This is a genomic window from Pseudomonas sp. SWRI154 (assembly GCF_014268645.1).
Taxonomy (GTDB): domain Bacteria; phylum Pseudomonadota; class Gammaproteobacteria; order Pseudomonadales; family Pseudomonadaceae; genus Aquipseudomonas; species Aquipseudomonas marvdashtae.
In genome coordinates, this window is record NZ_JABWQW010000011.1 from 13553 (window position 1) to 36553 (window position 23001).

The 23001-nt window shown below is 58.8% G+C and carries 22 protein-coding genes and 1 pseudogene; 15 read left to right on the forward strand and 8 right to left on the reverse strand.

All coding sequences use genetic code 11. The features are described from left to right. Positions 1 to 450 precede the first annotated feature (450 nt). A pseudogene (locus tag HU806_RS12235) lies at positions 451 to 741 on the forward strand (hypothetical protein); the annotation flags it as partial. A gap of 146 nt (positions 742 to 887) precedes the next feature. On the opposite strand, the gene HU806_RS12240 reads toward HU806_RS12235, so the two are convergent. Both HU806_RS12240 and HU806_RS12245 read right to left on the reverse strand, forming a co-directional pair. Continuing rightward, positions 888 to 2105, reverse strand: coding sequence for an argininosuccinate synthase (locus tag HU806_RS12240; RefSeq protein WP_003204943.1), 1218 nt, complete (start codon positions 2103 to 2105; stop codon positions 888 to 890). A 128-nt stretch (positions 2106 to 2233) separates the two neighbouring features. Beyond that, positions 2234 to 3226, reverse strand: a complete 993-nt coding sequence (locus tag HU806_RS12245) for an OmpA family protein (RefSeq protein WP_186611623.1) — start codon at positions 3224 to 3226, stop codon at positions 2234 to 2236. A gap of 188 nt (positions 3227 to 3414) precedes the next feature. Between HU806_RS12245 and pyrC the strand changes: the two genes are divergently transcribed. Continuing rightward, positions 3415 to 4461, forward strand: a complete 1047-nt coding sequence (gene pyrC, locus HU806_RS12250; protein WP_186611624.1) for a dihydroorotase — start codon at positions 3415 to 3417, stop codon at positions 4459 to 4461. Continuing rightward, on the forward strand, positions 4458 to 5135 hold the full coding sequence (gene rnt / locus HU806_RS12255) for a ribonuclease T (protein ID WP_186611625.1): 678 nt from the start codon (positions 4458 to 4460) through the stop codon (positions 5133 to 5135). Before pyrC ends, rnt begins: the two co-directional genes overlap by 4 nt. Positions 5136 to 5253: 118 nt before the next feature. Here rnt and HU806_RS12260 read toward each other — a convergent pair whose 3' ends face one another. Then, positions 5254 to 5856 carry a peroxiredoxin gene (locus HU806_RS12260; RefSeq protein ID WP_003204949.1) on the reverse strand — a complete coding sequence of 201 codons (603 nt, stop codon included), beginning with the start codon at positions 5854 to 5856 and terminating at the stop codon, positions 5254 to 5256. Between the two features lie 306 nt (positions 5857 to 6162). On the opposite strand from HU806_RS12260, the gene HU806_RS12265 reads away from it, so the two are divergent. Further along, positions 6163 to 6381, forward strand: coding sequence for a bacterioferritin-associated ferredoxin (locus HU806_RS12265; RefSeq protein WP_003178704.1), 219 nt, complete (start codon positions 6163 to 6165; stop codon positions 6379 to 6381). Positions 6382 to 6580: 199 nt separating this feature from the next. Beyond that, positions 6581 to 7054, forward strand: coding sequence for a bacterioferritin (bfr, locus tag HU806_RS12270; protein WP_186611626.1), 474 nt, complete (start codon positions 6581 to 6583; stop codon positions 7052 to 7054). A 130-nt stretch (positions 7055 to 7184) separates the two neighbouring features. Here the strand turns inward: bfr and grxD are convergent, their stop codons facing one another. The 3 genes from grxD to plzR all read right to left on the reverse strand — a co-directional run bounded on the left by grxD (position 7185) and on the right by plzR (position 10145). Beyond that, positions 7185 to 7526 carry a Grx4 family monothiol glutaredoxin gene (gene grxD, locus HU806_RS12275; RefSeq protein WP_186611627.1) on the reverse strand — a complete coding sequence of 114 codons (342 nt, stop codon included), beginning with the start codon at positions 7524 to 7526 and terminating at the stop codon, positions 7185 to 7187. 99 nt (positions 7527 to 7625) lie between these two features. Next, on the reverse strand, positions 7626 to 9734 hold the full coding sequence (locus tag HU806_RS12280) for a molybdopterin oxidoreductase family protein (RefSeq protein WP_186611628.1): 2109 nt from the start codon (positions 9732 to 9734) through the stop codon (positions 7626 to 7628). A 123-nt stretch (positions 9735 to 9857) separates the two neighbouring features. After that, on the reverse strand, positions 9858 to 10145 hold the full coding sequence (gene plzR, locus HU806_RS12285; protein WP_186611629.1) for a PlzR type 4 pili assembly inhibitor: 288 nt from the start codon (positions 10143 to 10145) through the stop codon (positions 9858 to 9860). A gap of 400 nt (positions 10146 to 10545) precedes the next feature. Between plzR and argF the strand changes: the two genes are divergently transcribed. Next, positions 10546 to 11466 (forward strand): ornithine carbamoyltransferase, encoded by a 921-nt coding sequence (argF, locus tag HU806_RS12290; protein WP_186611630.1) that lies wholly within the window; start codon positions 10546 to 10548, stop codon positions 11464 to 11466. Continuing rightward, positions 11463 to 12572: an ABC transporter ATP-binding protein gene (locus tag HU806_RS12295; RefSeq protein ID WP_186611631.1), complete on the forward strand. Its 1110-nt coding sequence runs from the start codon at positions 11463 to 11465 to the stop codon at positions 12570 to 12572. The genes argF and HU806_RS12295 overlap by 4 nt, the downstream gene beginning before the upstream one ends. 48 nt (positions 12573 to 12620) lie before the next feature. Here the strand turns inward: HU806_RS12295 and HU806_RS12300 are convergent, their stop codons facing one another. Next, positions 12621 to 13403: a PhzF family protein gene (locus tag HU806_RS12300; RefSeq protein WP_186611632.1), complete on the reverse strand. Its 783-nt coding sequence runs from the start codon at positions 13401 to 13403 to the stop codon at positions 12621 to 12623. Between the two features lie 150 nt (positions 13404 to 13553). Then, complete coding sequence (gene ybaK / locus HU806_RS12305; protein WP_186611633.1) at positions 13554 to 14024, reverse strand: Cys-tRNA(Pro) deacylase; 471 nt, start codon at positions 14022 to 14024, stop codon at positions 13554 to 13556. A gap of 286 nt (positions 14025 to 14310) precedes the next feature. Between ybaK and HU806_RS12310 the strand changes: the two genes are divergently transcribed. From HU806_RS12310 to HU806_RS12345, 8 genes are all read left to right on the forward strand, one after another. Continuing rightward, on the forward strand, positions 14311 to 15162 hold the full coding sequence (locus HU806_RS12310; RefSeq protein ID WP_186611634.1) for an MIP/aquaporin family protein: 852 nt from the start codon (positions 14311 to 14313) through the stop codon (positions 15160 to 15162). Positions 15163 to 15254: 92 nt separating this feature from the next. Beyond that, the gene (gene glpK, locus HU806_RS12315; RefSeq protein WP_186611635.1) at positions 15255 to 16760 is read left to right on the forward strand and encodes a glycerol kinase GlpK; all 1506 of its coding nucleotides are present in this window, start codon (positions 15255 to 15257) and stop codon (positions 16758 to 16760) included. Positions 16761 to 16855: 95 nt separating this feature from the next. Then, positions 16856 to 17611, forward strand: coding sequence for a DeoR/GlpR family transcriptional regulator (locus HU806_RS12320; RefSeq protein WP_003204973.1), 756 nt, complete (start codon positions 16856 to 16858; stop codon positions 17609 to 17611). A 206-nt stretch (positions 17612 to 17817) separates the two neighbouring features. Beyond that, positions 17818 to 19356 carry a glycerol-3-phosphate dehydrogenase gene (gene glpD / locus HU806_RS12325; protein WP_186611636.1) on the forward strand — a complete coding sequence of 513 codons (1539 nt, stop codon included), beginning with the start codon at positions 17818 to 17820 and terminating at the stop codon, positions 19354 to 19356. 354 nt (positions 19357 to 19710) lie between these two features. Further along, positions 19711 to 20625 (forward strand): glutamate/aspartate ABC transporter substrate-binding protein, encoded by a 915-nt coding sequence (locus HU806_RS12330; protein WP_186611637.1) that lies wholly within the window; start codon positions 19711 to 19713, stop codon positions 20623 to 20625. Positions 20626 to 20813: 188 nt separating this feature from the next. Then, positions 20814 to 21560: an amino acid ABC transporter permease gene (locus HU806_RS12335; RefSeq protein WP_053124568.1), complete on the forward strand. Its 747-nt coding sequence runs from the start codon at positions 20814 to 20816 to the stop codon at positions 21558 to 21560. Further along, complete coding sequence (locus HU806_RS12340; protein WP_014339892.1) at positions 21560 to 22231, forward strand: amino acid ABC transporter permease; 672 nt, start codon at positions 21560 to 21562, stop codon at positions 22229 to 22231. The genes HU806_RS12335 and HU806_RS12340 overlap by 1 nt, the downstream gene beginning before the upstream one ends. Continuing rightward, positions 22228 to 22962 (forward strand): amino acid ABC transporter ATP-binding protein, encoded by a 735-nt coding sequence (locus HU806_RS12345; RefSeq protein ID WP_018614195.1) that lies wholly within the window; start codon positions 22228 to 22230, stop codon positions 22960 to 22962. Before HU806_RS12340 ends, HU806_RS12345 begins: the two co-directional genes overlap by 4 nt. The last annotated feature ends 39 nt before the right edge of the window (positions 22963 to 23001 follow it).

Genomic DNA, 23001 nt, shown 5'->3' on the forward strand with positions numbered 1-23001 from the left:
TGTTCGAGTTTTTAGAGCACGCACAATAGCCTAGTCATTTCGGCCTTGGCATGCCGCCCCCCATGACCGCTCGCACCGAAAGACATAACCTACAAGCAATACAGAAAAATCCTACAAATAACCTGAGAAATAATGTGCCACGATTTTTTCCACAGCCATGATGCGGCTTATTCTGACGAGCCGGAAACCCTATGAACAATGCGACTTCTCCCGAAAAAACTTCTCTGACGGCAACATCAGGAGAAAGCCATTTATCATAAATAGTTACTGATTTATTTATAGACAACAGCGAAAATTTCGCCCAGATGCATGAGTTTCTGTATAAAAGATTCTATCCAATTGACAACAAAACAACTGCACCATCGATATTCTTAATGCTTCAAAGCACGCAACAAGACTTAATCCATCAATCTCAATATTCGAGCATAAAACTATTTATGAGTATCAACTATGAACACACCACTGAGAACCGTTACCAACCCCCTGACCCTTATCGCCATATTCGCAACTTTATCCGAAAGCACCGCAGCCATTTCACTGCCGTTCCTGGATGACCAGGATCGCGAATACTTTCTTTGGTTCCTGATCAGCTTTCCGTTTTACTTGTTACTTCTGTTCTTCACTACGCTCAACTTCAATTACCGCTCTTTGTATTCACCTTCGGATTTCCGCAAGGGCAAGCATTTCACGAAAAGCATGGACGACTCCTCCCGGGATAGCCATCGCCCACGCCGTTCACCTGGTAAAAAACGCAGGCGTTCTGCTAGATAATCTGCCGTATCAACTGGGAAATCGAGTCATCTCGGGGATGAGCCGGAAGGGAGGGCGCTAGAAGGAATGTATAAAAAAACGGCCTGCTTATCGCAGGCCGTTTTTTTTAAGCCGGATCAGAACAACTTACGACCCTTGTTCGCCGCAATGCGCATGCGCAGGGCGTTGAGCTTGATAAAACCGGCCGCGTCGGCCTGGTTGTAGGCCCCACCGTCTTCCTCGAAGGTCGCGATGTTCGCATCGAACAACGACTCGTCGGATTTGCGTCCGGTGACGATCACGTTGCCTTTGTAGAGCTTCAACCGCACGACGCCATTCACGTGAGCCTGGGAGGCATCGATCATCTGTTGCAGCATCAGACGCTCCGGGCTCCACCAGTAGCCGGTGTAGATCAGGCTGGCGTACTTGGGCATCAACTCGTCTTTCAAGTGAGCCACTTCGCGGTCCAGGGTGATCGATTCAATCGCCCGGTGCGCGCGCAGCATGATAGTGCCACCCGGGGTTTCGTAGCAGCCACGGGACTTCATGCCAACATAGCGGTTCTCGACGATGTCCAGACGACCAATGCCGTGTTCGCCGCCGATACGATTCAGAGTCGCCAGAACGGTCGCCGGGCTCATTTCCACGCCATCCAGCGCGACAATGTCACCGTTGCGATAGGTCAGTTCCAGGTACTGAGGCGTATCGGGGGCTTTCTCCGGGGAGACGGTCCAGCGCCACATGTCTTCTTCGTGCTCGGTCCAGGTGTCTTCCAGCACGCCGCCTTCGTAGGAGATGTGCAGCAAGTTGGCGTCCATCGAGTACGGGGACTTCTTCTTGCCGTGGCGCTCGATCGGGATCGCGTGCTTCTCGGCGTAGTCCATCAGTTTTTCACGGGACAGCAAGTCCCATTCACGCCACGGGGCAATGACCTTCACGCCCGGCTTGAGGGCGTAGGCGCCCAGCTCGAAACGCACCTGGTCGTTGCCTTTGCCGGTGGCGCCATGGGAAATGGCGTCGGCGCCGGTTTCGTTGGCGATTTCGATCAGGCGCTTGGCAATCAGCGGACGGGCAATAGAAGTACCCAACAGGTACTCGCCTTCGTAAACAGTGTTGGCGCGGAACATTGGGAACACGAAGTCGCGGACGAACTCTTCGCGCAAATCGTCGATGTAGATCTCTTTGACGCCCATGGCCTGAGCCTTGGCGCGTGCAGGCTCGACTTCTTCGCCCTGCCCCAGGTCAGCGGTGAAGGTCACCACTTCGCAGTTATAAGTGTCCTGCAGCCACTTGAGGATCACCGAAGTGTCCAGGCCGCCGGAATACGCCAGAACGACCTTGTTTACGTCCGCCATGCCATCACTCCACGGGTTGTACGGAAAGCCGGGAAGTCTAACGTCCAGCGCGAATAATTTACAGGGGCGCGACAGCTTATGACGACGAAGCGACAGATTATGTCGAGCGCGCGACGATCAGTGCAGGATCAGGAGGTTCGCGCCGTCGCCGCAGCGGGGGCTGCAGTTTTGGTGGGAGCGACCGGCGCCGGAACCTTGCCAGGCGCCCCTGCCGGTGCGGCAGGCGGCGTCGCTGGCGGTGTCGTCGGTTGTAGCGTCGGAGCTTGAGTCGCCGTCACACGCGCCAGCTGCACGACCACACGCCGGTTCTTGGCTCGATTGGCGGCGTTGGTATTAGAGACGAGGGGATAACGCTCACCGTGGAAACGTACGGTGAATTGGGACTCCTGGAAACCGTTGGCCTTGAAGAAATCCATGACCGCCAGTGCACGGCGGCGCGACAATTCACGATTGGTCAAACGGTTGCCACTGTTGTCGGAATGGCCGTCGAGTTCGACATGATTGACGCTCGGGTCAGCCTTGATGAAGTCAAGCATGACCTGCAACTGCGCCTTGGCTTGGGCATCGAGTTCAATCCCCTCGCCGGGAAAGCCGATCTGGGTTTGCTTGATCTGCTCGAAGTTCTTCGGTAACAGTTTCGCCACGCAGCCTTGATAATCGCTGAAAGCCTTGTTGAAGCGCACAGGCAACAGGCGGACCTCCGATACCCGGCCGTCCTCGGTATTACGTCGGACCACAGGGCTACGCCCCTCCAGCAACCCGCTGATCAGACGGCCCGCCTGCACCTGGGAGCTGTCGAACAGCACATCGCCGCTGCCGATCCTGACCGAGCCCAGGTTGATGTCACCTCGCCCTGGCTGCCAAGGCGCCGCAGCCGCCAGCAACGTCGCGGAGCCGCCACCCATCATCGGGTTATAGGCCTTGAGCCGGAACGTGGCCTGCTCGCCTGCCCGGCGCACGAACTCGCCGCTACCGAAATCGGTGATCGGCTGGCTCAGCCGGCACTCGAACTTGTCGCCTTCGACCGTCCACTCGATGCTCTCCAGACGGGTCTGGAAAGTGAGCGCCATCGCGGGAAGGCTGGCAAACACACTGAGCAAGGCTAGATAACGCTGGCGCACGGGAGGCTCCACTGGCATTTATACGGAAATCGAAAAACACGTGGCATGACGCCTGTCCGAGACACCGCACGGAATCGTGGCACACCTGAAGGGGCTATCGGTCACTTGCGCCAAAACTTGATAGCGGGTGCCCGCATCGGTCTTTTCCGGTAGCATTCCCCAGAGTTTGACCCGCCTGGAAGCCCCCCATGTCCGACCGCCTGACCCTGCTGCGTCCCGACGACTGGCATATTCATCTTCGCGATGGTGCTGTGTTGACCCATACCGTCGCCGATGTCGCGCGCACCTTCGGGCGCGCAATCATCATGCCTAACCTGGTTCCGCCCGTGCGTAACGCTGTCGAGGCTGATGGCTATCGCCAGCGCATCCTCGCCGCGCGCCCGGCTGGCAGCCGCTTCGAGCCACTGATGGTGCTTTATCTCACCGATCGCACCCAGCCCGAGGAAATACGCGAGGCCAAGACCAGCGGTTTCGTCCACGCGGCCAAGTTGTACCCGGCTGGCGCCACCACCAACTCGGATTCCGGCGTCACGAGCATCGACAAGATTTTCCCGGCGCTGGAAGCCATGGCTGAAGTCGGGATGCCCCTTCTGATCCACGGTGAAGTCACCCGCAGCGATGTTGACGTGTTCGACCGCGAGAAAATCTTCATCGACGAGCATATGCGTCGCGTCGTGGAGCGTTTCCCGACGCTCAAGGTGGTCTTCGAGCACATCACCACCGGCGATGCCGTGCAGTTCGTCAACGAAGCCCCGGCCAATGTCGGCGCGACGATCACTGCGCATCACCTGCTATACAACCGCAACCACATGCTGGTGGGCGGCATCCGGCCGCACTTCTATTGCCTGCCGATCCTCAAGCGCAACACCCATCAGGAAGCCTTGCTCGACGCCGCCACCAGCGGCAGCGCCAAGTTTTTCCTCGGCACGGACTCGGCGCCCCACGCCCGTCACGCCAAGGAAGCCGCTTGCGGTTGCGCCGGGTGCTACACCGCCTACGCCGCCATCGAGATGTACGCCGAGGCGTTCGATCAGCGCAATGCGCTGGACAAGCTCGAAGGTTTCGCCAGCGTGCACGGCCCGCGTTTCTATGGCCTGCCGGTGAACACCGATCGTATTACCCTGGTCCGCGACGAGTGGACCGCCCCCGCCAGCCTGCCCTTTGGCGAGCTGACTGTCATCCCGCTGCGCGCCGGTGAAAAACTGCGCTGGCGCCTGCTGGAGGAAAACGCGTGAGTGAAGATCATTTCGACGACGAACTGGACGGCAACGCCGGTTCCGGGGGCGCTCGCCATCCCATGGCCGCTCGTTTCCGGGGCTATCTGCCGGTGGTGGTCGACGTGGAAACCGGCGGCTTCAACTCCGCCACCGATGCGCTGCTGGAAATCGCCGCGACGACCATCGGCATGGACGAAAAAGGCTTCGTGTTCCCTGACCACACCTATTTCTTCCGCGTCGAACCGTTCGAAGGCGCCAACGTCGAAGCCGCCGCACTGGAATTCACCGGGATCAAGCTTGATCACCCGCTGCGCATGGCGGTCAGCGAGGAAACCGCGCTGACCGACATCTTCCGTGGCGTGCGCAAGGCGCTGAAAGCCAACGGTTGCAAGCGTGCGATCCTGGTCGGTCACAACAGCAGCTTTGACTTGGGCTTTCTCAATGCCGCCGTTGCGCGGTTGGATATGAAGCGCAACCCGTTCCATCCGTTTTCCAGCTTCGACACCGCAACCCTCGCGGGCCTGGCGTACGGCCAGACGGTATTGGCGAAGGCCTGCCAGGCAGCCGACATCGATTTCGATGGCCGCGAAGCCCACTCGGCCCGCTATGACACTGAGAAAACTGCCGAGCTGTTCTGCGGCATCGTCAATCGCTGGAAGGAGATGGGCGGCTGGCAGGATTTCGACGACTGACACCGGCGCCAGATCCGGCGCTTGTGGCTCCCTCGCCACAGATATCTGCATTGGAACTGATAACCCGCCCATAAAAAAACCGGCCCATCAAGGGCCGGTTTTTTTATGCCGCGTGCGCTTACAGCTTGTCGCTGTGCTCGCCCAGATAAGCGGCTACGCCTTCAGGGGACGCAGTCATGCCCTTGTCGCCTTTTTTCCAGTTGGCCGGGCAGACTTCGCCGTGCTCTTCGTGGAATTGCAGGGCGTCGACCAGACGGATCAGCTCTTCCATGTTACGGCCCAGCGGCAGATCGTTGATGATCTGCGAACGAACCACGCCTTTGTCGTCGATCAGGAATGCGCCACGGAAGGCCACGCCGCCTTCGGACTCAACGTCGTAGGCCTTGGCGATTTCGTGCTTCATGTCGGCAGCCATGGTGTACTTCACTTGGCCGATCCCGCCATTGTTGATCGGGGTGTTGCGCCAGGCGTTGTGGGTGAAGTGCGAGTCGATCGAAACAGCGACCACTTCAACGTTGCGGGCCTTGAAATCGTCCATGCGGTGGTCCAGCGCGATCAGCTCGGATGGGCAGACGAAGGTGAAGTCCAGCGGGTAGAAGAACACCAGGCCGTATTTGCCTTTGATGGCGGAGGACAGGGTGAAGCTGTCGACGATTTCGCCGTTGCCGAGGACGGCAGGAACGGTGAAGTCCGGGGCTTGTTTGCCTACGAGTACGCTCATTGGATATCTCCTGGTGTAGTAACGTGAAAACACAGGTCCGTGCCAGCCTGCCACCCTAAGGCGACAACCCTGTGACATGAACCCGCTTTGCAAGGACCGACCATCATACACCGCACATTTGGACTGTCCTCAACGGTTTTTCAGTGACATCGAAATCCGTGGCACTTAGCGGCATGCATCTTCACCAAACCGTTCGTCAGCCTGATGCCGCTGTGGTGAAAGAGCTTTAGAAACCACTTTGACAATCATTCTCGTTAACATTAAGATCCGTCTCAATTGAGTCACAACCAGCGACGGTTCTCACTTATGTATGTATGCCTCTGCACTGGCGTCACCGACGGACAAATCCGCGAAGCGATCTATGAAGGTTGCTGCAGCTACCGCGAAGTCCGCCAGGCCACCGGCGTAGCCAGCCAATGCGGTAAATGCGCCTGCCTTGCCAAGGAAGTGGTGCGTGAAACCCTCGCCAAAGTGCAGACCGCCCAGGCCTCGATCCCTTACCCGGTAGAATTTACTGCCGCATAAATCCAGCTTTTTGAAGAACCGGACTCTATGTCCGGTTTTTTTATGTCTGTAAATCAATTGCTTAGCTTCCAGACGCGGAACACAAACATTCTTATTCCGATTAATTTTCATTTATTATTCAATAACTTAGGTTTGACACTCGCAAATACGCGGCTCAAACTCTGCCTTATACACAGCTATTACAGGGCAGGCCCTCACCATGAAAGGCGACATCACAGTCATCCAGCATCTCAACAAGATCCTCGCCAATGAGCTGGTCGCGATCAATCAATACTTCCTGCACGCACGCATGTATGAAGATTGGGGCCTGAACAAGCTGGGCAAGCACGAGTACCACGAGTCCATCGACGAGATGAAACACGCGGACAAGTTGATCAAGCGCATCCTGTTTCTCGAAGGCCTGCCGAACGTCCAGGACTTGGGCAAGCTGCACATCGGTGAGCACACCAAGGAAATGCTTGAGTGCGACTTGAAAATCGAGCGTGAAGGCCACAAGGACCTGAAAGCCGCCATCGCCCATTGCGAAACCGTGGGAGACTTCGGCAGTCGCGAACTGCTCGAGGACATCCTGGAATCCGAGGAAGAACACATCGACTGGCTCGAAACCCAGTTGGGCCTGATCGACAAGATCGGTCTTGAGAACTACCTGCAATCGCAGATGGGCGAAGAATAAGCTTCCCCGAAAGCAAGCTACTAAAAAGCCCCGCCCTCTTTCGAGGAGCGGGGCTTTTTGTTGCCCGGATTCCAGGCATACCACAAAGCTCGTCCGCCACACCCTGTGCGGCGAACAGAACCGTCATGAATCAAGCTTCGGTCTTGGTCGCCGACGCTTTTTCTACAGCATCCTTGATCGTGGACTGCAACGAACCGTCAGCCGCCATCTCGGTCATGATGTCGCTGCCGCCAATCAACTCACCGCCAACCCACAACTGTGGGAAGGTTGGCCAGTTGGCGTACTTGGGCAGGTTGGCGCGGATTTCCGGGTTCTGCAGGATGTCCACGTAGGCAAACTTCTCGCCACACGCCATCACCGCTTGAGCAGCCTTTGCCGAAAAGCCGCACTGCGGTGCGTTTGGCGAGCCTTTCATGTAGAGCAGGACGGTGTTGTTGGCAATCTGGTCTTTAATCGTTTCGATGATATCCACGGAGCACCTCGGCTTAAACTTTGCGACTTCAGATGTCGACACGGTGGCGCATTGTAACGGAAAGCCGAGCTCCCTGCTCGGTCCGCCCCAGAGACAATTCTACGCAGCCGCCACCTTCACCGGAACCCCGTTAAGCGCCGCGTTGCCGGACAACTCATCGAGTTGGCACTCATCGGTCAAGTCATTGGCACTGGAACCCGGCTGCGCGCTGGCAATGGTCATCTGCACACCCGGTCGGGCATGGCCCCAGCCGTGAGGAAGACTGACCACGCCTTTCATCATGTCCAGGCTGCCCTGCACCTCCACTTCGATCACCCCTACTCGCGAACTGACCTTGACTCGCTGTCCATCGACAAGACCCCGGCTCGCCAGGTCATCGGGATGCATCAGCAGCTGATGGCGCGGCTTGCCTTTTACCAGTCGATGAAAGTTATGCATCCAGGAGTTGTTGCTGCGCACATGGCGACGGCCAATCATCAGCAGCTCATCCACTGCCGGCGCTCGCAACGCGGCAAAGCGCGCCAGGTCGGCGAGGATCACCGCGGGCGCGGCCTGCACCCGACCATTTTCAGTTTTCAACCTTGCGCTGAGATTGGGTTTGAGCGCACCGAGGTCAATGCCGTGTGGATGATCAAACAGGGTCGCCAGCGACAGCTTGTGCGGCGATGCATCCCCATACGCACCTGCCCGCAGGCCGAAATCGATCATCTGTGCCGGCGGCATGGTTGGCTTGAGTTCCTTGCCGGTCCGGGCCGCAAAGGCTTTGGCCAGGCCGACGAAGATTTCCCAGTCATGCAGCGCCCCCTCGGGCTTGGGCAGGATCGCCCGGTTGAAACGGCTGACGTTGCGCACCGCGAACAGATTGAATGTGGTGTCGTAATGATCGTTTTCCAGGGCTGAGGTCGAGGGCAGGATCAGGTCTGCATAGCGAGTGGTCTCGTTGATATACAGATCGATACTCACCATGAACTCCAGGCCATCCAGCGCCTGCTCCAGCTGCCGTCCGTTGGGCGTGGACAGCACCGGATTGCCCGCCACGGTGACCAGCGCACGAATCTGCCCGTCGCCTTCGGTGAGCATTTCTTCGGCGAGGGCCGACACCGGCAGCTCGCCTGCGTATTCGGGACGCCCGGAAACCCGACTTTGCCAGCGATTGAAGTGCCCGCCCGAGGTGGTCGCCACCAAATCAACTGCCGGCTCGGTGCACAGCGCCCCGCCTACCCGGTCCAGATTGCCGGTCACCAGATTAATCACCTGGATCAGCCAGTGGCACAGCGTGCCGAAAGCCTGGGTCGACACGCCCATCCGCCCGTAGCACACCGCTGACGGCGCGGCGGCGAAATCACGGGACAGTTGACGGATCTGCGCCGCCGGAACCGCACAGAGCGGGCTCATCGCCTCCGCGGTAAAGCTTGCAACGGCCTGGCGCACCTCTTCGAGACCATCCACCGGCAAATGACCGTCACGAGCCAGGCCTTCGCTGAAGAGCGTGTTGAGCAAGCCAAACAGCAACGCAGCATCACCACCGGGGCGTACGAAGACATGCTGGTCGGCGATGGCCGCGGTCTCGCTGCGCCGTGGATCAACGACTACCACCTTGCCGCCCCGGGCCTGGATCGCCTTGAGGCGCTTCTCCACGTCCGGCACAGTCATGATGCTGCCATTGGAGGCCAGGGGATTGCCCCCCAGGATCAGCATGAAGTCGGTGTGGTCAATGTCCGGAATTGGCAGTAAGAGGCCGTGGCCGTACATCAAGTGGCTGGTCAGGTGATGGGGCAGTTGATCCACCGAGGTCGCCGAGAAGCGGCTACGGGTTTTCAGCAGGCCGAGGAAATAATTGCTGTGGGTCATCAGCCCATAGTTATGCACGCTGGGGTTGCCCTGATAAACGCCCACCGCGTTCTGACCGTGGCGTTCCTGGATGCTTGCCAGGCGTTCGGCCACCAACGCGAACGCATCCTCCCAGGCGATGGGTTGCCATTCGCTGCCCATCCGCCGCATGGGCTGGCGCAACCGGTCCGGATCGTTCTGGATATCCTGCAGCGCAACTGCCTTTGGGCAGATGTGCCCACGACTGAAACTGTCCAGCGGATCACCTTTGATCGAGGTGATCGCCAGGCCCTGGCCTTCAGTTTCGGTGGTTTCGAGCGTCAGGCCACAGATGGCCTCACACAGATGGCACGCACGGTGATGAAGAGTCTTGGTCATGGCCAGTCTCTGTTTTATTCGTAGCGGCCGTTTTCGGCCGCGGGAACAAAACTATGGCCCGTGATCCCCTACCGCGCCAGCGACGTTCGTCCTGTGAATCGGCGGGCATCAGGCCAGCCGATTTCAGGGCTGCTCGGGAGGCGGCGCCAGCAACTGGATTTCCTCGATGGTCTGCACTTCCTCATGGGAAATAGGTACGCCCGTCAATTCGCCAATCAAGCGCCAATGCTCGTCAAGTCCGCTGCTGATAGTGGCCATGCGATCAATCATCCGACGACCCGCGGCCTTGGTCACTTCGTCGTCGCTGCGCAACAACTCGAATGACATGGACGTCACCGAAGCGGTCAGGTGCGTCAGGGAGCGCGCCGTCAGCCCCAGCAATTCCATCAGTTGTCGCTCTTTCGAATCCATTTCGGGGCTCCTGCATATAGGGGTTCATTTATAACCCAGGCCCTTGGATTAGGAAATCTCACATCCGACAACGGGCACTGGAAATCCAGGCACGCCAGCCGAAAAGCGAGCGTTTATCGTCCCACGCCCGTCCGGCTTGTTTGCCAAGCGCCGCGGCGCCAGTGTACAAATGGGCTGCTGCTGTCAGGAAACCGGCTTTGAATACGTCATTGCAGTCCTGCCGTGACTTCGCTGAAATCCCCTATAACCGTAGCCCTATTGGTAAGACGCGACATTTAATGTCAATATCGCGCCTTCCCCTAATTTCGTCGCCCCGTGCGGCTTTTGCCGCAGGTCTCGCCCGTTTTTCCATTAAACAAGGCTTTGAGCATCTGCGGTCAGTAACAAAAGGTAGTCAATCATGAGCGCAAGGCACTTTCTCTCCCTGATGGATTTCACGCCCGATGAGTTGCTCGGCGTCATCCGTCGAGGCGTGGAGCTCAAGGACCTGCGTAAGCGCGGCGTACTGTTCGAGCCCTTGAAAAACCGTGTACTGGGGATGATCTTCGAGAAAGCCTCGACGCGCACGCGCATTTCGTTCGAAGCCGGCATGATCCAGCTCGGTGGCCAGGCGATTTTCCTGTCGCCCCGCGACACCCAGCTCGGCCGCGGCGAGCCCATCAGCGATTGCGCCATCGTCATGTCAAGCATGCTCGATGCGGTGATGATCCGGACCTTTGCCCACAGCACCCTGACCCAATTCGCAGCCCATTCCCGCGTGCCGGTGATCAATGGCCTGTCCGATGACTTGCATCCCTGCCAGCTCCTGGCCGACATGCAGACGTTCCTCGAACACCGGGGCTCGATCCAGGGCAAGACCGTGGCGTGGATCGGTGACGGCAATAACATGTGCAACAGCTATATAGAAGCGGCGATCCAATTCGATTTCCAGCTGCGCATCGCCTGCCCTGAAGGCTACGAGCCCAATCCGAAGTTCGTCGCCCGGGCCGGTGACCGCGTGACCCTCGTTCGCGACCCGAAACAAGCGGTCACCGGCGCGCACCTGGTAAGCACTGACGTCTGGACGTCCATGGGCCAGGAAGAAGAAACCGCCAAGCGCCTGAAGCTATTCGCGCCTTTGCAGGTCAATCGCGCCCTGCTCGATCTGGCGGACGACGAAGTGCTGTTCATGCACTGCTTGCCGGCCCATCGTGGCGAAGAGATCAGCCTCGACCTGCTAGATGATCCGCGCTCCGTGGCCTGGGACCAGGCCGAGAACCGTCTCCACGCACAGAAGGCCCTGCTCGAGTTTCTCGTCGAGCCGGCGTACCACCACGCATGAGCCATTCCTTGTTATTGAGTTTGCACAACTTGGCCTGCGGTTATCAGGACCAACGGGTCGTGCAGAACCTTAACCTGCACCTCAATGCCGGCGATATCGGCTGCCTGCTCGGCTCGTCCGGGTGCGGCAAGACCACGACCTTGCGGGCCATCGCCGGTTTCGAGCCCGTGCATGAAGGTGAGATCCAGCTGGCCGGGGAAACCATTTCCCGGGCGGGCTTTACCCTCGCCCCGGAGAAACGCCGTATCGGCATGGTTTTCCAGGACTATGCGCTGTTCCCGCACTTGAGCGTCGCCGAGAACATGGCCTTCGGCATTCGCAAACATCCTCAAAAGGATCGCGTGGTCGAAGAGCTGCTGGAATTGGTCAACTTGAAGAACCTGGGCCAGCGCTTTCCCCATGAACTTTCTGGGGGCCAGCAACAACGCGTGGCGCTTGCCCGGGCGTTGGCGCCCGAACCGCAACTGTTGTTGCTCGACGAACCGTTTTCCAACCTTGATGGCGAGCTGCGACGCAAGCTCAGCCATGAGGTGCGCGACATTCTCAAGGCTCGCGGCACCAGCGCGATCCTGGTGACCCATGACCAGGAAGAGGCCTTTGCCGTGAGCGATCATGTCGGTGTATTCCGGGAAGGTCGACTGGAGCAGTGGGATACACCGTACAACCTGTATCACGAACCGCTGACACCTTACGTCGCCAGTTTCATCGGCCAGGGTTATTTCATTCGCGGCCGACTCGACAGCCCGGAATCGGTGCAAACCGAACTGGGCGTGCTGCGCGGCAACCGAGCCTACACCTGGCCGATCGGCGGCGCCGTGGATGTGCTGCTGCGCCCGGACGATATCGTCTATGCGCCAGACAGCCAGCTGACAGCCACTATCGTCGGCAAGACGTTCCTCGGTGCTTCTACCTTGTATCGCCTGCAATTGCCGACAGGCGCGCAACTGGAATCGATTTTCCCGAGCCATGCCGATCATCAGGTCGGGGCGACCGTTGGTATCCGAGTGGCGGCTGAGCACTTGGTATTGTTCCAGGCCTCGGGCAGCACAGCGGCCCATCTGCCGCCGGTGGAAAGTGGCGTGCGGCGACACAGCGCGGCCAGCTAATGCTTCGGGAGGCTTTTGTGGCGAAGGAGCTGGCTCCCTCGCCACGGGTCAACCCAGGGACAGCGTCCCGCTTGCCACCAGCGTCGCATGCCCACCGATCTTCACCCGCTCTCCCTCCAGCCGACAAAACAATGCCCCGCCCCTGGCTGAACACTGATACGCCGTAAGACCGTGCTTGTTCAGGCGCTTGGACCAGTATGGAATCAAGCTGCAATGGGTTGACCCGGTGACCGGATCCTCATTGATGCCGATCGCCGGGGCAAAATAGCGCGAGACAAAATCGTGCTTGCTTCCCGGCGCCGTCACGATAGCGCCCGGCCACGGCAGCTTTGCCAAGGCGGCCATATCAGGCTTGCAGTCGAGCACGGCTTGCTCCGACTCCAACACCACGAACAGCTCGTTGGAGCTCAGCACATCCACCGCCTCGACCCCCAAGGCATTCTGGACCGCCAGGGAAGCGCCCAGTTCAGCCGGCACTATCGCAGGAAAATCCAACCAGAGCCGGTCACCTTCGCGACTGACGCTCAGCGCTCCAGACTTGCAAATGAAATCCAGCCGCTGCGCGGTTTCGTGATAGACCTCGAACAATACAAAAGCGCTGGCCAATGTCGCATGTCCACAGAGCGGGACTTCCGTGGTGGGAGTAAACCATCGAATGTGCCACTGCTGGTTTTCACGCACCAGGAAAGCGGTTTCAGCCAAGTTATGTTCGGCCGCGATCTTCTGCATCAAGTCGTCGGCGATCCAGGCATCGAGCCGATAGACCATCGCCGGGTTACCGCCAAACGGTCGGTCACTGAACGCATCGACCTGATGAAACGCAAGCTGCATGGCACTTCTCCTTTTTTATAGATGCGCGAGCATGAGCCGCACCGACACCGCTTATCCAGTGACAGATGAGCACAATTTTTGCCCTACAGCGCAGGATGAAGTTTTGACACCCGATAAAGCTTGAAGCCTCAGATTATTGTGGCAAGGGATTCAGGGACGCCCAATGTCGGCGAATGCCGCCCCGGTATGTTCCTTCAATACCGAAGGCGCCAATTCAACTTCCAAACCACGCCTGCCCGCACTGACAAACATACTGGCGAGAGGCTGCGCAGAGTTGTCGATAAACGTGCGAAGACGCTTCTTCTGCCCCAGCGGACTGATACCGCCAAGCAGATAACCCGTCGAGCGTTGAGCGGCGGCTGGATCGGCCATCTCGACTTTTTTCACCCCCGCCGCGTGGGCCAGCGCTTTCAGGTCCAGGCTTCCAGCCACGGGCACCACCGCCACCAGCAACTCGCCCTTCTCGCTGGCGGCCAACAAAGTCTTGAACACTCGCGCCGGCTCCAGTCCGAGCTTTTCAGCAGCCTCCAGCCCATAGGACGCCGCCTTGGGATCGTGTTCGTAGCTGTGGATGCGATGTTCGGCACGCACTTTCTTAAGCAGATCCAACGCGGGGGTCATGGCCACTCCTGACAGAAAAACAAAAAAGGACTGTCAGGAATTCTATGCGATCAGCGGCTAAAAGGCTTTGCGGCGGCCATTCACGCCACGAATAATCGCAAAGTGACTGGCGGTTCACTTTCGACCTTTGACAGTGGCGTTTCTTGTCTATATTTTTTCGAAACTGAAAGCAGAAACACGTGTCTCAAGCAACAGCCCGAGCGCAGGATGGGGATCCAGCCCTCGGTGAAAACGCGCTGACGAGTTGCATCCGAGGTGCAGGACAACAAAAAGAACCGAGGTTTGAATGACGACTGCTTTACAACAACCCTCCCTTTCCAGCCAATGCCTGGCCGAGTTTCTCGGTACGGCCCTGTTGATTTTTTTCGGTACTGGTTGCGTTGCAGCGCTCAAGGTCGCGGGTGCGAGTTTCGGCTTATGGGAAATCAGCATCATCTGGGGCGTTGGCGTCAGCATGGCGATCTATCTCAGCGCAGGTATTTCCGGCGCTCACTTGAACCCCGCCGTCAGCATCGCGCTGTGCATTTTTACTGACTTCGAAAAACGCAAATTGCCCTTCTACATCATCTGCCAAATCGGCGGCGCCTTCTGCGGTGCGCTCTTGGTCTATACGCTGTACAGCAATCTGTTCTTCGATTTCGAACTGTCTCGCCAGATGATTCGCGGCACCGAAGCCAGCCTCGAACTGGCGTCGGTATTCTCCACCTACCCGCATCCAGCACTGTCCACCGGCCAGGCCTTCCTGGTGGAAACGATCATCACCGCCATCCTGATGGGCGTGATCATGTCCCTTACCGATGACAATAATGGCCTGCCTCGCGGTCCGCTGGCTCCGCTGCTGATCGGCCTGCTGATCGCCGTGATTGGCAGTTCGATGGGGCCGCTGACAGGCTTCGCGATGAACCCGGCGCGGGACTTCGGTCCAAAACTGATGACATTTTTCGCTGGCTGGGGTGAAATTTCCCTTACCGGGGGACGCGACATCCCGTACTTTCTGGTGCCTATCTTCGCACCGATCGCGGGAGCTTGCCTGGGTGCTGCCGCCTACCGCGGGCTGATTGCCCGTCACCTGCCCGGCGCCGTGGCTGCTACAAAGGATGCAGAGCCGACCATTGACGGCAAGCCCAGAACATCCTGAAACAGTCGGCGCAGGCTCCTGCCATTCCGGGCTGCGCCGTGGCTTCTTTCCTTATCTACGTCTCCCTTTATGAAAGACCCGAGGCAATCGACATGACCGATATTAAGAATAAGAACTACATCATTGCCCTAGACCAAGGCACGACCAGCTCGCGGGCGATTATTTTCGACCGTGACGCCAACGTGGTCTGCACAGCCCAGCGCGAGTTCGTCCAGCATTATCCACAGCCAGGCTGGGTCGAACATGATCCGATGGAAATCTTCGCCACCCAGAGCGCGGTCATGGTAGAGGCCTTGGCCCATGCCGGGCTGCACCACGACCAGGTTGCCGCCATCGGCATTACCAACCAGCGCGAGACCACCGTGGTCTGGGACAAGTCCACCGGGCGTCCGATCTACAACGCCGTCGTCTGGCAATGCCGACGCAGCACCGAGATCTGCCAGCAACTCAAGCGCGACGGCCACGAGCAGTACATCAGCGAAGCCACTGGCCTGGTCACCGATCCGTATTTCTCCGGGACCAAGCTCAAGTGGATCCTCGACCACGTCGAAGGCAGCCGCGAACGCGCGCGCAACGGCGAATTGCTATTCGGCACCGTGGACAGCTGGCTTATCTGGAAATTCACTGGCGGCAAGGTCCACGTCACCGACTACACCAACGCCTCGCGCACCATGCTGTTCAACATTCACTCGCTGGAATGGGACGCGAAGATGCTCGACATCCTCGACATCCCTCGAGAGATGTTGCCGGAAGTGAAATCTTCCTCGCAAATCTACGGCCGCACCAAAAGCGGCATTGCCATCGGCGGTATCGCCGGCGACCAGCAAGCCGCCCTCTTCGGCCAGATGTGCGTGGAACCAGGCCAGGCGAAGAATACCTACGGCACCGGCTGCTTCCTGTTGATGAACACCGGCGACAAAGCCGTCAAGTCCAACCATGGCATGCTCACCACCATCGCCTGCGGCCCGCGCGGCGAAGTGGCGTACGCCCTGGAGGGCGCGGTGTTCAACGGCGGCTCCACAGTCCAGTGGTTGCGCGATGAACTCAAGATCGTCAACGACGCCCTCGATACCGAATACTTCGCCAACAAGGTCAAGGACAGCAACGGCGTGTACCTGGTGCCAGCGTTCACGGGCCTTGGCGCGCCGTACTGGGACCCTTACGCCCGCGGCGCACTGTTCGGCCTGACCCGTGGCGTACGGGTCGATCACATCATTCGGGCGACGCTGGAATCAATCGCCTATCAGACCCGCGATGTGCTCGATGCCATGCAGCAGGATGCCGGCGAACGCCTCAAGTCCCTTCGCGTGGACGGCGGCGCGGTGGCCAACAACTTCCTCATGCAATTTCAGGCAGACATTCTTGGCACCTTGGTCGAACGCCCGAAAATGCGCGAGACCACCGCACTGGGCGCAGCGTACCTGGCCGGTTTGGCATGCGGCTTCTGGGGCAGCCTGGAAGAATTGCGCGGCAAAGCAGTCATTGAGCGCGAGTTCGAGCCGCAGCTGGATGAACAGGCCAAGGAAAAACTCTACGCCGGCTGGAAAAAAGCCGTCAGCCGCACCCGTGATTGGGAGCCACACGAAGACGCTGAGTAAGCCGAAGCCGGGAACGATGAGGATCTGAAACTGGTCGGGAATGGATTCCTGCGGCATCATGGGCAAATTTTGTACGGCAGCCCAAAGGAAGCCCCATGAATCTGCCTCCCCGCCAGCAGCAAATCCTCGAGCTGGTCCGCGAACGCGGCTATGTCAGCATCGAGGAAATGGCGCAGCTCTTCGTCGTCACCCCGCAAACCATCCGCCGCGACATCAATCAATTGGCGGAAGTGAACCTGCTGCGCCGCTACCACGGCGGCGCCGCCTATGATTCGAGCGTGGAAAACACCGCCTACGCCATGCGCGCCGACCAGATGCGCGACGAAAAGCAACGCATTGCCGAAGCCATCGCCGCCCAGATTCCCGATCACGCCTCGCTGTTCATCAATATCGGCACCACCACCGAGTCGATTGCTCGGGCACTGCTCAATCACAACCATCTGAAAGTCATCACCAACAACCTGCACGTGGCATCGATCCTCAGTGCCAAGGATGACTTCGAAGTCCTGATTGCCGGGGGCAACGTACGCCGTGATGGCGGCGTGGTAGGCCAGGCCAGCGTCGACTTCATCAACCAGTTCAAGGTGGACTTCGCCCTGGTGGGTATCAGCGGGATCGACGAGGATGGCAGCCTGCTGGATTTCGATTATCAGGAAGTGCGGGTTTCCCAAGCCATCATCGCTAATGCGCGGCAGGTATTGCTGGCGGCCGATTCCAGCAAGTTCGGGCGCAACGCCATGGTACGCCTGGGCCCGATCAGCCTGATCGACTGCCTGGTGACCGACCAACAGCCAGTGCCGGCCCTGGCGCAATTGCTGAGCCAGCACAAGATTCGGCTGGAAGTGGTCTAGCTCCGCCCCCTTGTGGCGAGGGGAATCCCTCGCCACAGAAACATTCCACAGCACTCTTTTTGTTCGAAAATTTTCCTTTCAGCCGCCTTTGATCAGTAATTTCAATCGAATTCGACTGGCTGTCGCTGTGCTTATGGGCTAGTATTTTCGCAAATGAACATTTATGTTCGAATTCAAATATTACGAAAAGAGCCCGAGGCCAGCCGATGCCCACTTCTACCTTGCCTACGCCCCCTCTCGCAGAGATCTATGATGTCGCCGTCATCGGTGGCGGTATCAACGGCGTGGGGATTGCCGCGGACGCTGCCGGTCGCGGCCTTTCGGTGTTCCTTTGTGAAAAGGACGACCTTGCCAGCCATACCTCGTCGGCCAGCAGCAAGTTGATCCACGGCGGTCTGCGCTATCTCGAACATTACGAATTCCGCCTGGTGCGTGAAGCGCTGGCCGAGCGCGAAGTGCTGCTGACCAAAGCCCCGCACATCGTCAAGCAAATGCGCTTCGTACTGCCCCATCGGCCGCACCTGCGTCCCGCCTGGATGATTCGCGCCGGCCTGTTTCTTTACGATCACTTGGGCAAACGCGAGCAACTGGCCGGTTCCAAGAGCCTGAAATTCGGCGCCGACAGCGCATTGAAAAGCGAAATCACCAAAGGCTTCGAGTACTCCGATTGCTGGGTAGATGACGCACGACTGGTGGTGCTCAACGCCATGGCGGCCCGTGAAAAAGGCGCGCATATCCACACCCGCACCCGCTGCGTGAGTGCTCGCCGCAGCAAGGGCCTGTGGCAGCTGAACCTGGAACGCACCGATGGCAGTCTGTTTTCCATCCATGCCAAGGCGCTGGTAAACGCCGCAGGGCCTTGGGTCGCCAAGTTCATTCGCGACGACCTGAAGCTCGAATCGCCCTATGGCATTCGCCTGATCCAGGGCAGCCACCTGATTGTTCCGAAGCTCTACGAAGGCGAGCACGCGCACATTCTTCAAAACGAAGACCAGCGGATCGTGTTTACCATCCCCTACCTGAACCAATTCACCCTGATCGGCACGACCGACCGCGAATACACCGGCGACCCCGCTTCAGTGGCGATTACCGAGGGCGAAACCGATTACCTGCTGAAGGTGGTCAACGCGCACTTCAAGAAGCAGATCAGCCGTGACGAGATCCTGCACAGCTATTCGGGTGTTCGCCCGCTGTGCAACGACGAATCCGACAACCCATCCGCCGTGACCCGCGACTACACCCTCGCGCTCTCCGGCGGCGGCGAAGAAGCTCCATTGCTGTCAGTGTTCGGGGGCAAGCTGACCACCTATCGCAAGCTGGCCGAATCGGCCATGGCGCAGCTGGCGCCCTATTTCACACAGATGCGCCCAAGCTGGACCGCCCTGGAAACCTTGCCCGGCGGCGAAAACATGACCACGCCGCAAGCGTTGTGCTCGGCCATTCGCGACAAATTCGACTGGCTGCCGACCGATATCGCCCGCCGCTGGGCCACCACTTATGGCAGCCGTACCTGGCGCATGCTTGAAGGGGTGCACAGTCTCGGCGACCTGGGTGAACACATCGGCGCAGGACTCTACACCCGGGAAGTCGACTATCTGTGCAGCGACGAATGGGCCGTCGATGCCCAGGACATTCTCTGGCGTCGCAGCAAGCTGGGCCTGTTCACCAGCACCTCGGAGCAAGAGAAACTGCAGCAGTACCTGGACAAGGTCGAGCACAACCGACGCAAGATCGAAGCGGCCTGAATCACCGCTGACTGAATGAAAGCCCCCGGATCGAGAGATTCGGGGGCTTTTTGCTGCCTGGCGCCCTTTTCCCCCGAGCACAGGGCCTACGCGGCGCATTCGGTTTTCCGAACGCGACCCGGCAGTCGGTTCGGCAAACCGGATGAATAACCCGTTAAAAACCTGAAACAAAACATTAATTTCTTTATAAAACAGCATGTTAACCATGTCGCACTGGCCTGGCACGAGTCATGCTCTACACTCGTGGAGACGAACGCCTGTACGCCAACACAACAGGAGCTGCCAGGCGTTTCGACGTACTCATGGCCGGTGAATCGGCCGAAATAAGAAAAACAAATGTCGAGGAAATATTTGATGCGCATCGTTCCCCATCTCCTGGGCGCAGCCGTTGCTGCCGCTCTGATCAGCACTCCGGTTTTCGCAGCCGAACTGACCGGCACGCTGAAAAAGATCAAAGAGTCCGGCGTCGTTACGCTCGGCCACCGCGACGCCTCCATCCCGTTCTCCTATATTGCGGACGCTTCCGGCAAGCCGGTCGGCTATTCCCACGACATCCAATTGAAAGTCGTCGAAGCGCTGAAAAAAGAGCTGGACGTGCCGAACCTGCAGGTCAAGTACAACCTGGTCACCTCGCAAACCCGTATTCCCCTGGTGCAGAACGGCACCGTGGACCTGGAATGCGGCTCCACCACCAACAACGTCGAGCGCCAGCAACAAGTCGCCTTTTCCGTTGGCATCTTCGAGATCGGCACCAAGCTGCTGTCCAAGAAAGACTCCAAGTACAAGGATTTCGACGACCTCAAGGGCAAGAACGTCGTGACCACCGCCGGCACCACCTCCGAGCGCCTGCTCAAGGCGATGAACGCCGACAAGCAAATGGGCATGAACGTCATCTCCGCCAAGGACCACGGTGAATCCTTCCAGATGCTGGAATCGGGTCGTGCCGTCGCGTTCATGATGGACGACGCCCTGCTGGCCGGCGAAGCCGCCAAGGCCAAGAAGGCCGATGACTGGGCCGTGACCGGTACGCCACAGTCCTATGAAATCTATGGCTGCATGATGCGCAAGGGCGACGAGCCGTTCAAAAAGGCCGTGGATGATGCCATCAAGGCCACCTACGCTTCGGGCGAGATCAACAAGATCTACGAAAAATGGTTCATGCAGCCCATCCCGCCAAAAGGCCTGAACCTGAACTTCCCGATGAGCGAAGAACTCAAGAAATTGATCGCCAACCCGACCGACAAAGCGGCTGACGAAAAGAAATCCTGATTTCTGACTAACCTTATCTCCTGGAAGGGCCCGGCTCTTCCAGGAGTGTGTCATTCCCTGCTGGCAATAATGGAAACACTCGAACGGTGAGGTCGAGCCGTCGGTGTGTGCCTGATCGTCAAGATTAGGCGGGAAAGGACTTCCCCCTGCAGATATTTGTACATCGATCGATCTGAGGGGAGACCCTAATGAATTACAACTGGGACTGGGGCGTGTTCTTCAAGTCCACCGGCGTGGGCAGCGAGATCTATCTCGACTGGTACGTGGCCGGCCTGGGCTGGACCATCGCCATCGCCGTCGTCGCCTGGATCATCGCCCTGCTGCTGGGCTCGATCCTGGGTGTGATGCGCACCGTGCCGAACCGGCTGGTGTCGGGCATCGCCACGTGCTATGTGGAACTCTTTCGTAATGTGCCGCTGCTGGTTCAGCTGTTCATCTGGTATTTCCTGGTGCCGGACCTGCTGCCCGCGGACATGCAGGAATGGTACAAACAGGACCTGAACCCGACCACCTCGGCCTACCTGAGCGTGGTCGTGTGCCTGGGCCTGTTCACCGCCGCGCGGGTTTGCGAACAGGTGCGCACCGGTATCCAGGCGCTGCCGCGCGGCCAGGAATCCGCCGCGCGCGCCATGGGCTTCAAGCTGCCGCAGATCTACTGGAACGTGCTGCTGCCCCAGGCCTACCGGATCATCATTCCGCCGCTTACCTCGGAATTCCTCAACGTCTTCAAGAACTCCTCCGTGGCCTCGCTGATCGGCCTGATGGAGCTGCTCGCGCAGACCAAGCAGACCGCTGAGTTTTCCGCCAACCTGTTCGAAGCCTTTACCCTGGCGACGCTGATCTACTTCACCCTGAACATGAGCCTGATGCTGCTCATGCGCATGGTCGAGAAGAAAGTCGCGGTGCCCGGCCTGATCTCCGTGGGGGGTAAATAATGGAATTCGACTTCACAGGCATCATCCCGGCCATTCCCGGCTTGTGGAACGGCATGGTGATGACCCTCAAGCTGATGGCCCTGGGCGTCGTCGGCGGGATCATCCTGGGGACGATCCTGGCGCTGATGCGCCTGTCCCACAACAAGCTGGTCTCCAACATTGCTGGCGCCTACGTCAACTATTTCCGCTCGATCCCGTTGCTGCTGGTCATCACCTGGTTCTACCTGGCGGTGCCGTTCGTGCTGCGCTGGATCACCGGCGAGGACACGCCGATCGGTGCGTTCGGCTCCTGCGTCGTGGCGTTCATGATGTTCGAGGCTGCGTACTTCTGCGAAATCGTCCGGGCCGGCGTACAGTCGATCCCCAAGGGCCAGATGGGTGCGGCACAGGCGCTGGGCATGAATTATGGCCAGGTCATGCGCTTGATCATCCTGCCCCAGGCGTTTCGCAAGATGACCCCGCTGTTGCTGCAACAGAGCATCATCCTGTTTCAGGACACCTCGTTGGTCTACACGGTCGGCCTGGTGGACTTCCTCAATGCTTCGCGGGCCAATGGCGACATCATCGGCCGCTCCAATGAGTTCCTGATCATCGCAGGTCTCGTGTACTTCACAATCAGCTTTGCCGCCTCGCTGCTGGTCAAGCGTCTGCAAAAAAGGTTCGCCGTATGATCTCTATCAAGAATATCAACAAGTGGTATGGGGACTTCCAGGTACTGACCAATTGCAGCACCGAGGTCAGCAAGGGCGAGGTTGTGGTGGTGTGCGGACCGTCGGGTTCGGGCAAATCCACGCTGATCAAATGCGTCAACGCCCTGGAGCCTTTCCAGAAAGGCGACATCGTCGTCGATGGCACATCCATCGCCGACCCGAAGACCAACCTGCCGAAACTGCGTTCGCGCGTGGGCATGGTATTCCAGCATTTCGAACTGTTCCCGCACCTGACCATCACCGAGAACCTGACCATCGCGCAGATCAAGGTGCTGGGCCGCAGCAAGGAAGAAGCCACCAAGAAAGGCCTGCAATTGCTTGAGCGCGTCGGCCTTTCCGCTCACGCCCATAAGCATCCGGGCCAGCTCTCCGGCGGCCAGCAACAGCGCGTGGCGATTGCCCGTGCGCTGGCAATGGACCCGGTGGTCATGCTGTTCGACGAACCAACCTCGGCCCTTGACCCGGAAATGGTCAACGAAGTGCTCGACGTGATGGTGCAACTGGCCCACGAAGGCATGACCATGATGTGCGTGACCCACGAAATGGGCTTCGCCCGCAAAGTGGCGAACCGGGTGATCTTCATGGACCAGGGCCAGATCATCGAAGACTGCCCGAAAGAAGAGTTCTTCGGCGACATCAGCGCCCGCTCCGAACGCGCCCAGCATTTCCTTGAGAAAATCCTGCAACACTAAGCGTCGCCTTAGACACGCTTGCCCTTGTGGTGAGGGAAC

Excerpts from the sequence above, each read along its gene's own strand:
- HU806_RS12345 (WP_018614195.1), top strand. The coding sequence starts at position 22,228 with ATGATCTCTATCAAGAATATCAACAAGTGGTATGGGGACTTCCAGGTA.
- plzR (WP_186611629.1), bottom strand. The coding sequence starts at position 10,145 with ATGGATTCGAAAGAGCGACAACTGATGGAATTGCTGGGGCTGACGGCG.
- bfr (WP_186611626.1), top strand. The coding sequence starts at position 6,581 with ATGAAAGGCGACATCACAGTCATCCAGCATCTCAACAAGATCCTCGCC.
- HU806_RS12310 (WP_186611634.1), top strand. The coding sequence starts at position 14,311 with ATGACGACTGCTTTACAACAACCCTCCCTTTCCAGCCAATGCCTGGCC.
- HU806_RS12340 (WP_014339892.1), top strand. The coding sequence starts at position 21,560 with ATGGAATTCGACTTCACAGGCATCATCCCGGCCATTCCCGGCTTGTGG.
- HU806_RS12280 (WP_186611628.1), bottom strand. The coding sequence starts at position 9,734 with ATGACCAAGACTCTTCATCACCGTGCGTGCCATCTGTGTGAGGCCATC.
- HU806_RS12335 (WP_053124568.1), top strand. The coding sequence starts at position 20,814 with ATGAATTACAACTGGGACTGGGGCGTGTTCTTCAAGTCCACCGGCGTG.
- ybaK (WP_186611633.1), bottom strand. The coding sequence starts at position 14,024 with ATGACCCCCGCGTTGGATCTGCTTAAGAAAGTGCGTGCCGAACATCGC.
- HU806_RS12240 (WP_003204943.1), bottom strand. The coding sequence starts at position 2,105 with ATGGCGGACGTAAACAAGGTCGTTCTGGCGTATTCCGGCGGCCTGGAC.
- HU806_RS12330 (WP_186611637.1), top strand. The coding sequence starts at position 19,711 with ATGCGCATCGTTCCCCATCTCCTGGGCGCAGCCGTTGCTGCCGCTCTG.
- HU806_RS12300 (WP_186611632.1), bottom strand. The coding sequence starts at position 13,403 with ATGCAGCTTGCGTTTCATCAGGTCGATGCGTTCAGTGACCGACCGTTT.
- HU806_RS12260 (WP_003204949.1), bottom strand. The coding sequence starts at position 5,856 with ATGAGCGTACTCGTAGGCAAACAAGCCCCGGACTTCACCGTTCCTGCC.
- HU806_RS12265 (WP_003178704.1), top strand. The coding sequence starts at position 6,163 with ATGTATGTATGCCTCTGCACTGGCGTCACCGACGGACAAATCCGCGAA.
- glpD (WP_186611636.1), top strand. The coding sequence starts at position 17,818 with ATGCCCACTTCTACCTTGCCTACGCCCCCTCTCGCAGAGATCTATGAT.
- HU806_RS12295 (WP_186611631.1), top strand. The coding sequence starts at position 11,463 with ATGAGCCATTCCTTGTTATTGAGTTTGCACAACTTGGCCTGCGGTTAT.
- HU806_RS12320 (WP_003204973.1), top strand. The coding sequence starts at position 16,856 with ATGAATCTGCCTCCCCGCCAGCAGCAAATCCTCGAGCTGGTCCGCGAA.
- pyrC (WP_186611624.1), top strand. The coding sequence starts at position 3,415 with ATGTCCGACCGCCTGACCCTGCTGCGTCCCGACGACTGGCATATTCAT.
- glpK (WP_186611635.1), top strand. The coding sequence starts at position 15,255 with ATGACCGATATTAAGAATAAGAACTACATCATTGCCCTAGACCAAGGC.
- argF (WP_186611630.1), top strand. The coding sequence starts at position 10,546 with ATGAGCGCAAGGCACTTTCTCTCCCTGATGGATTTCACGCCCGATGAG.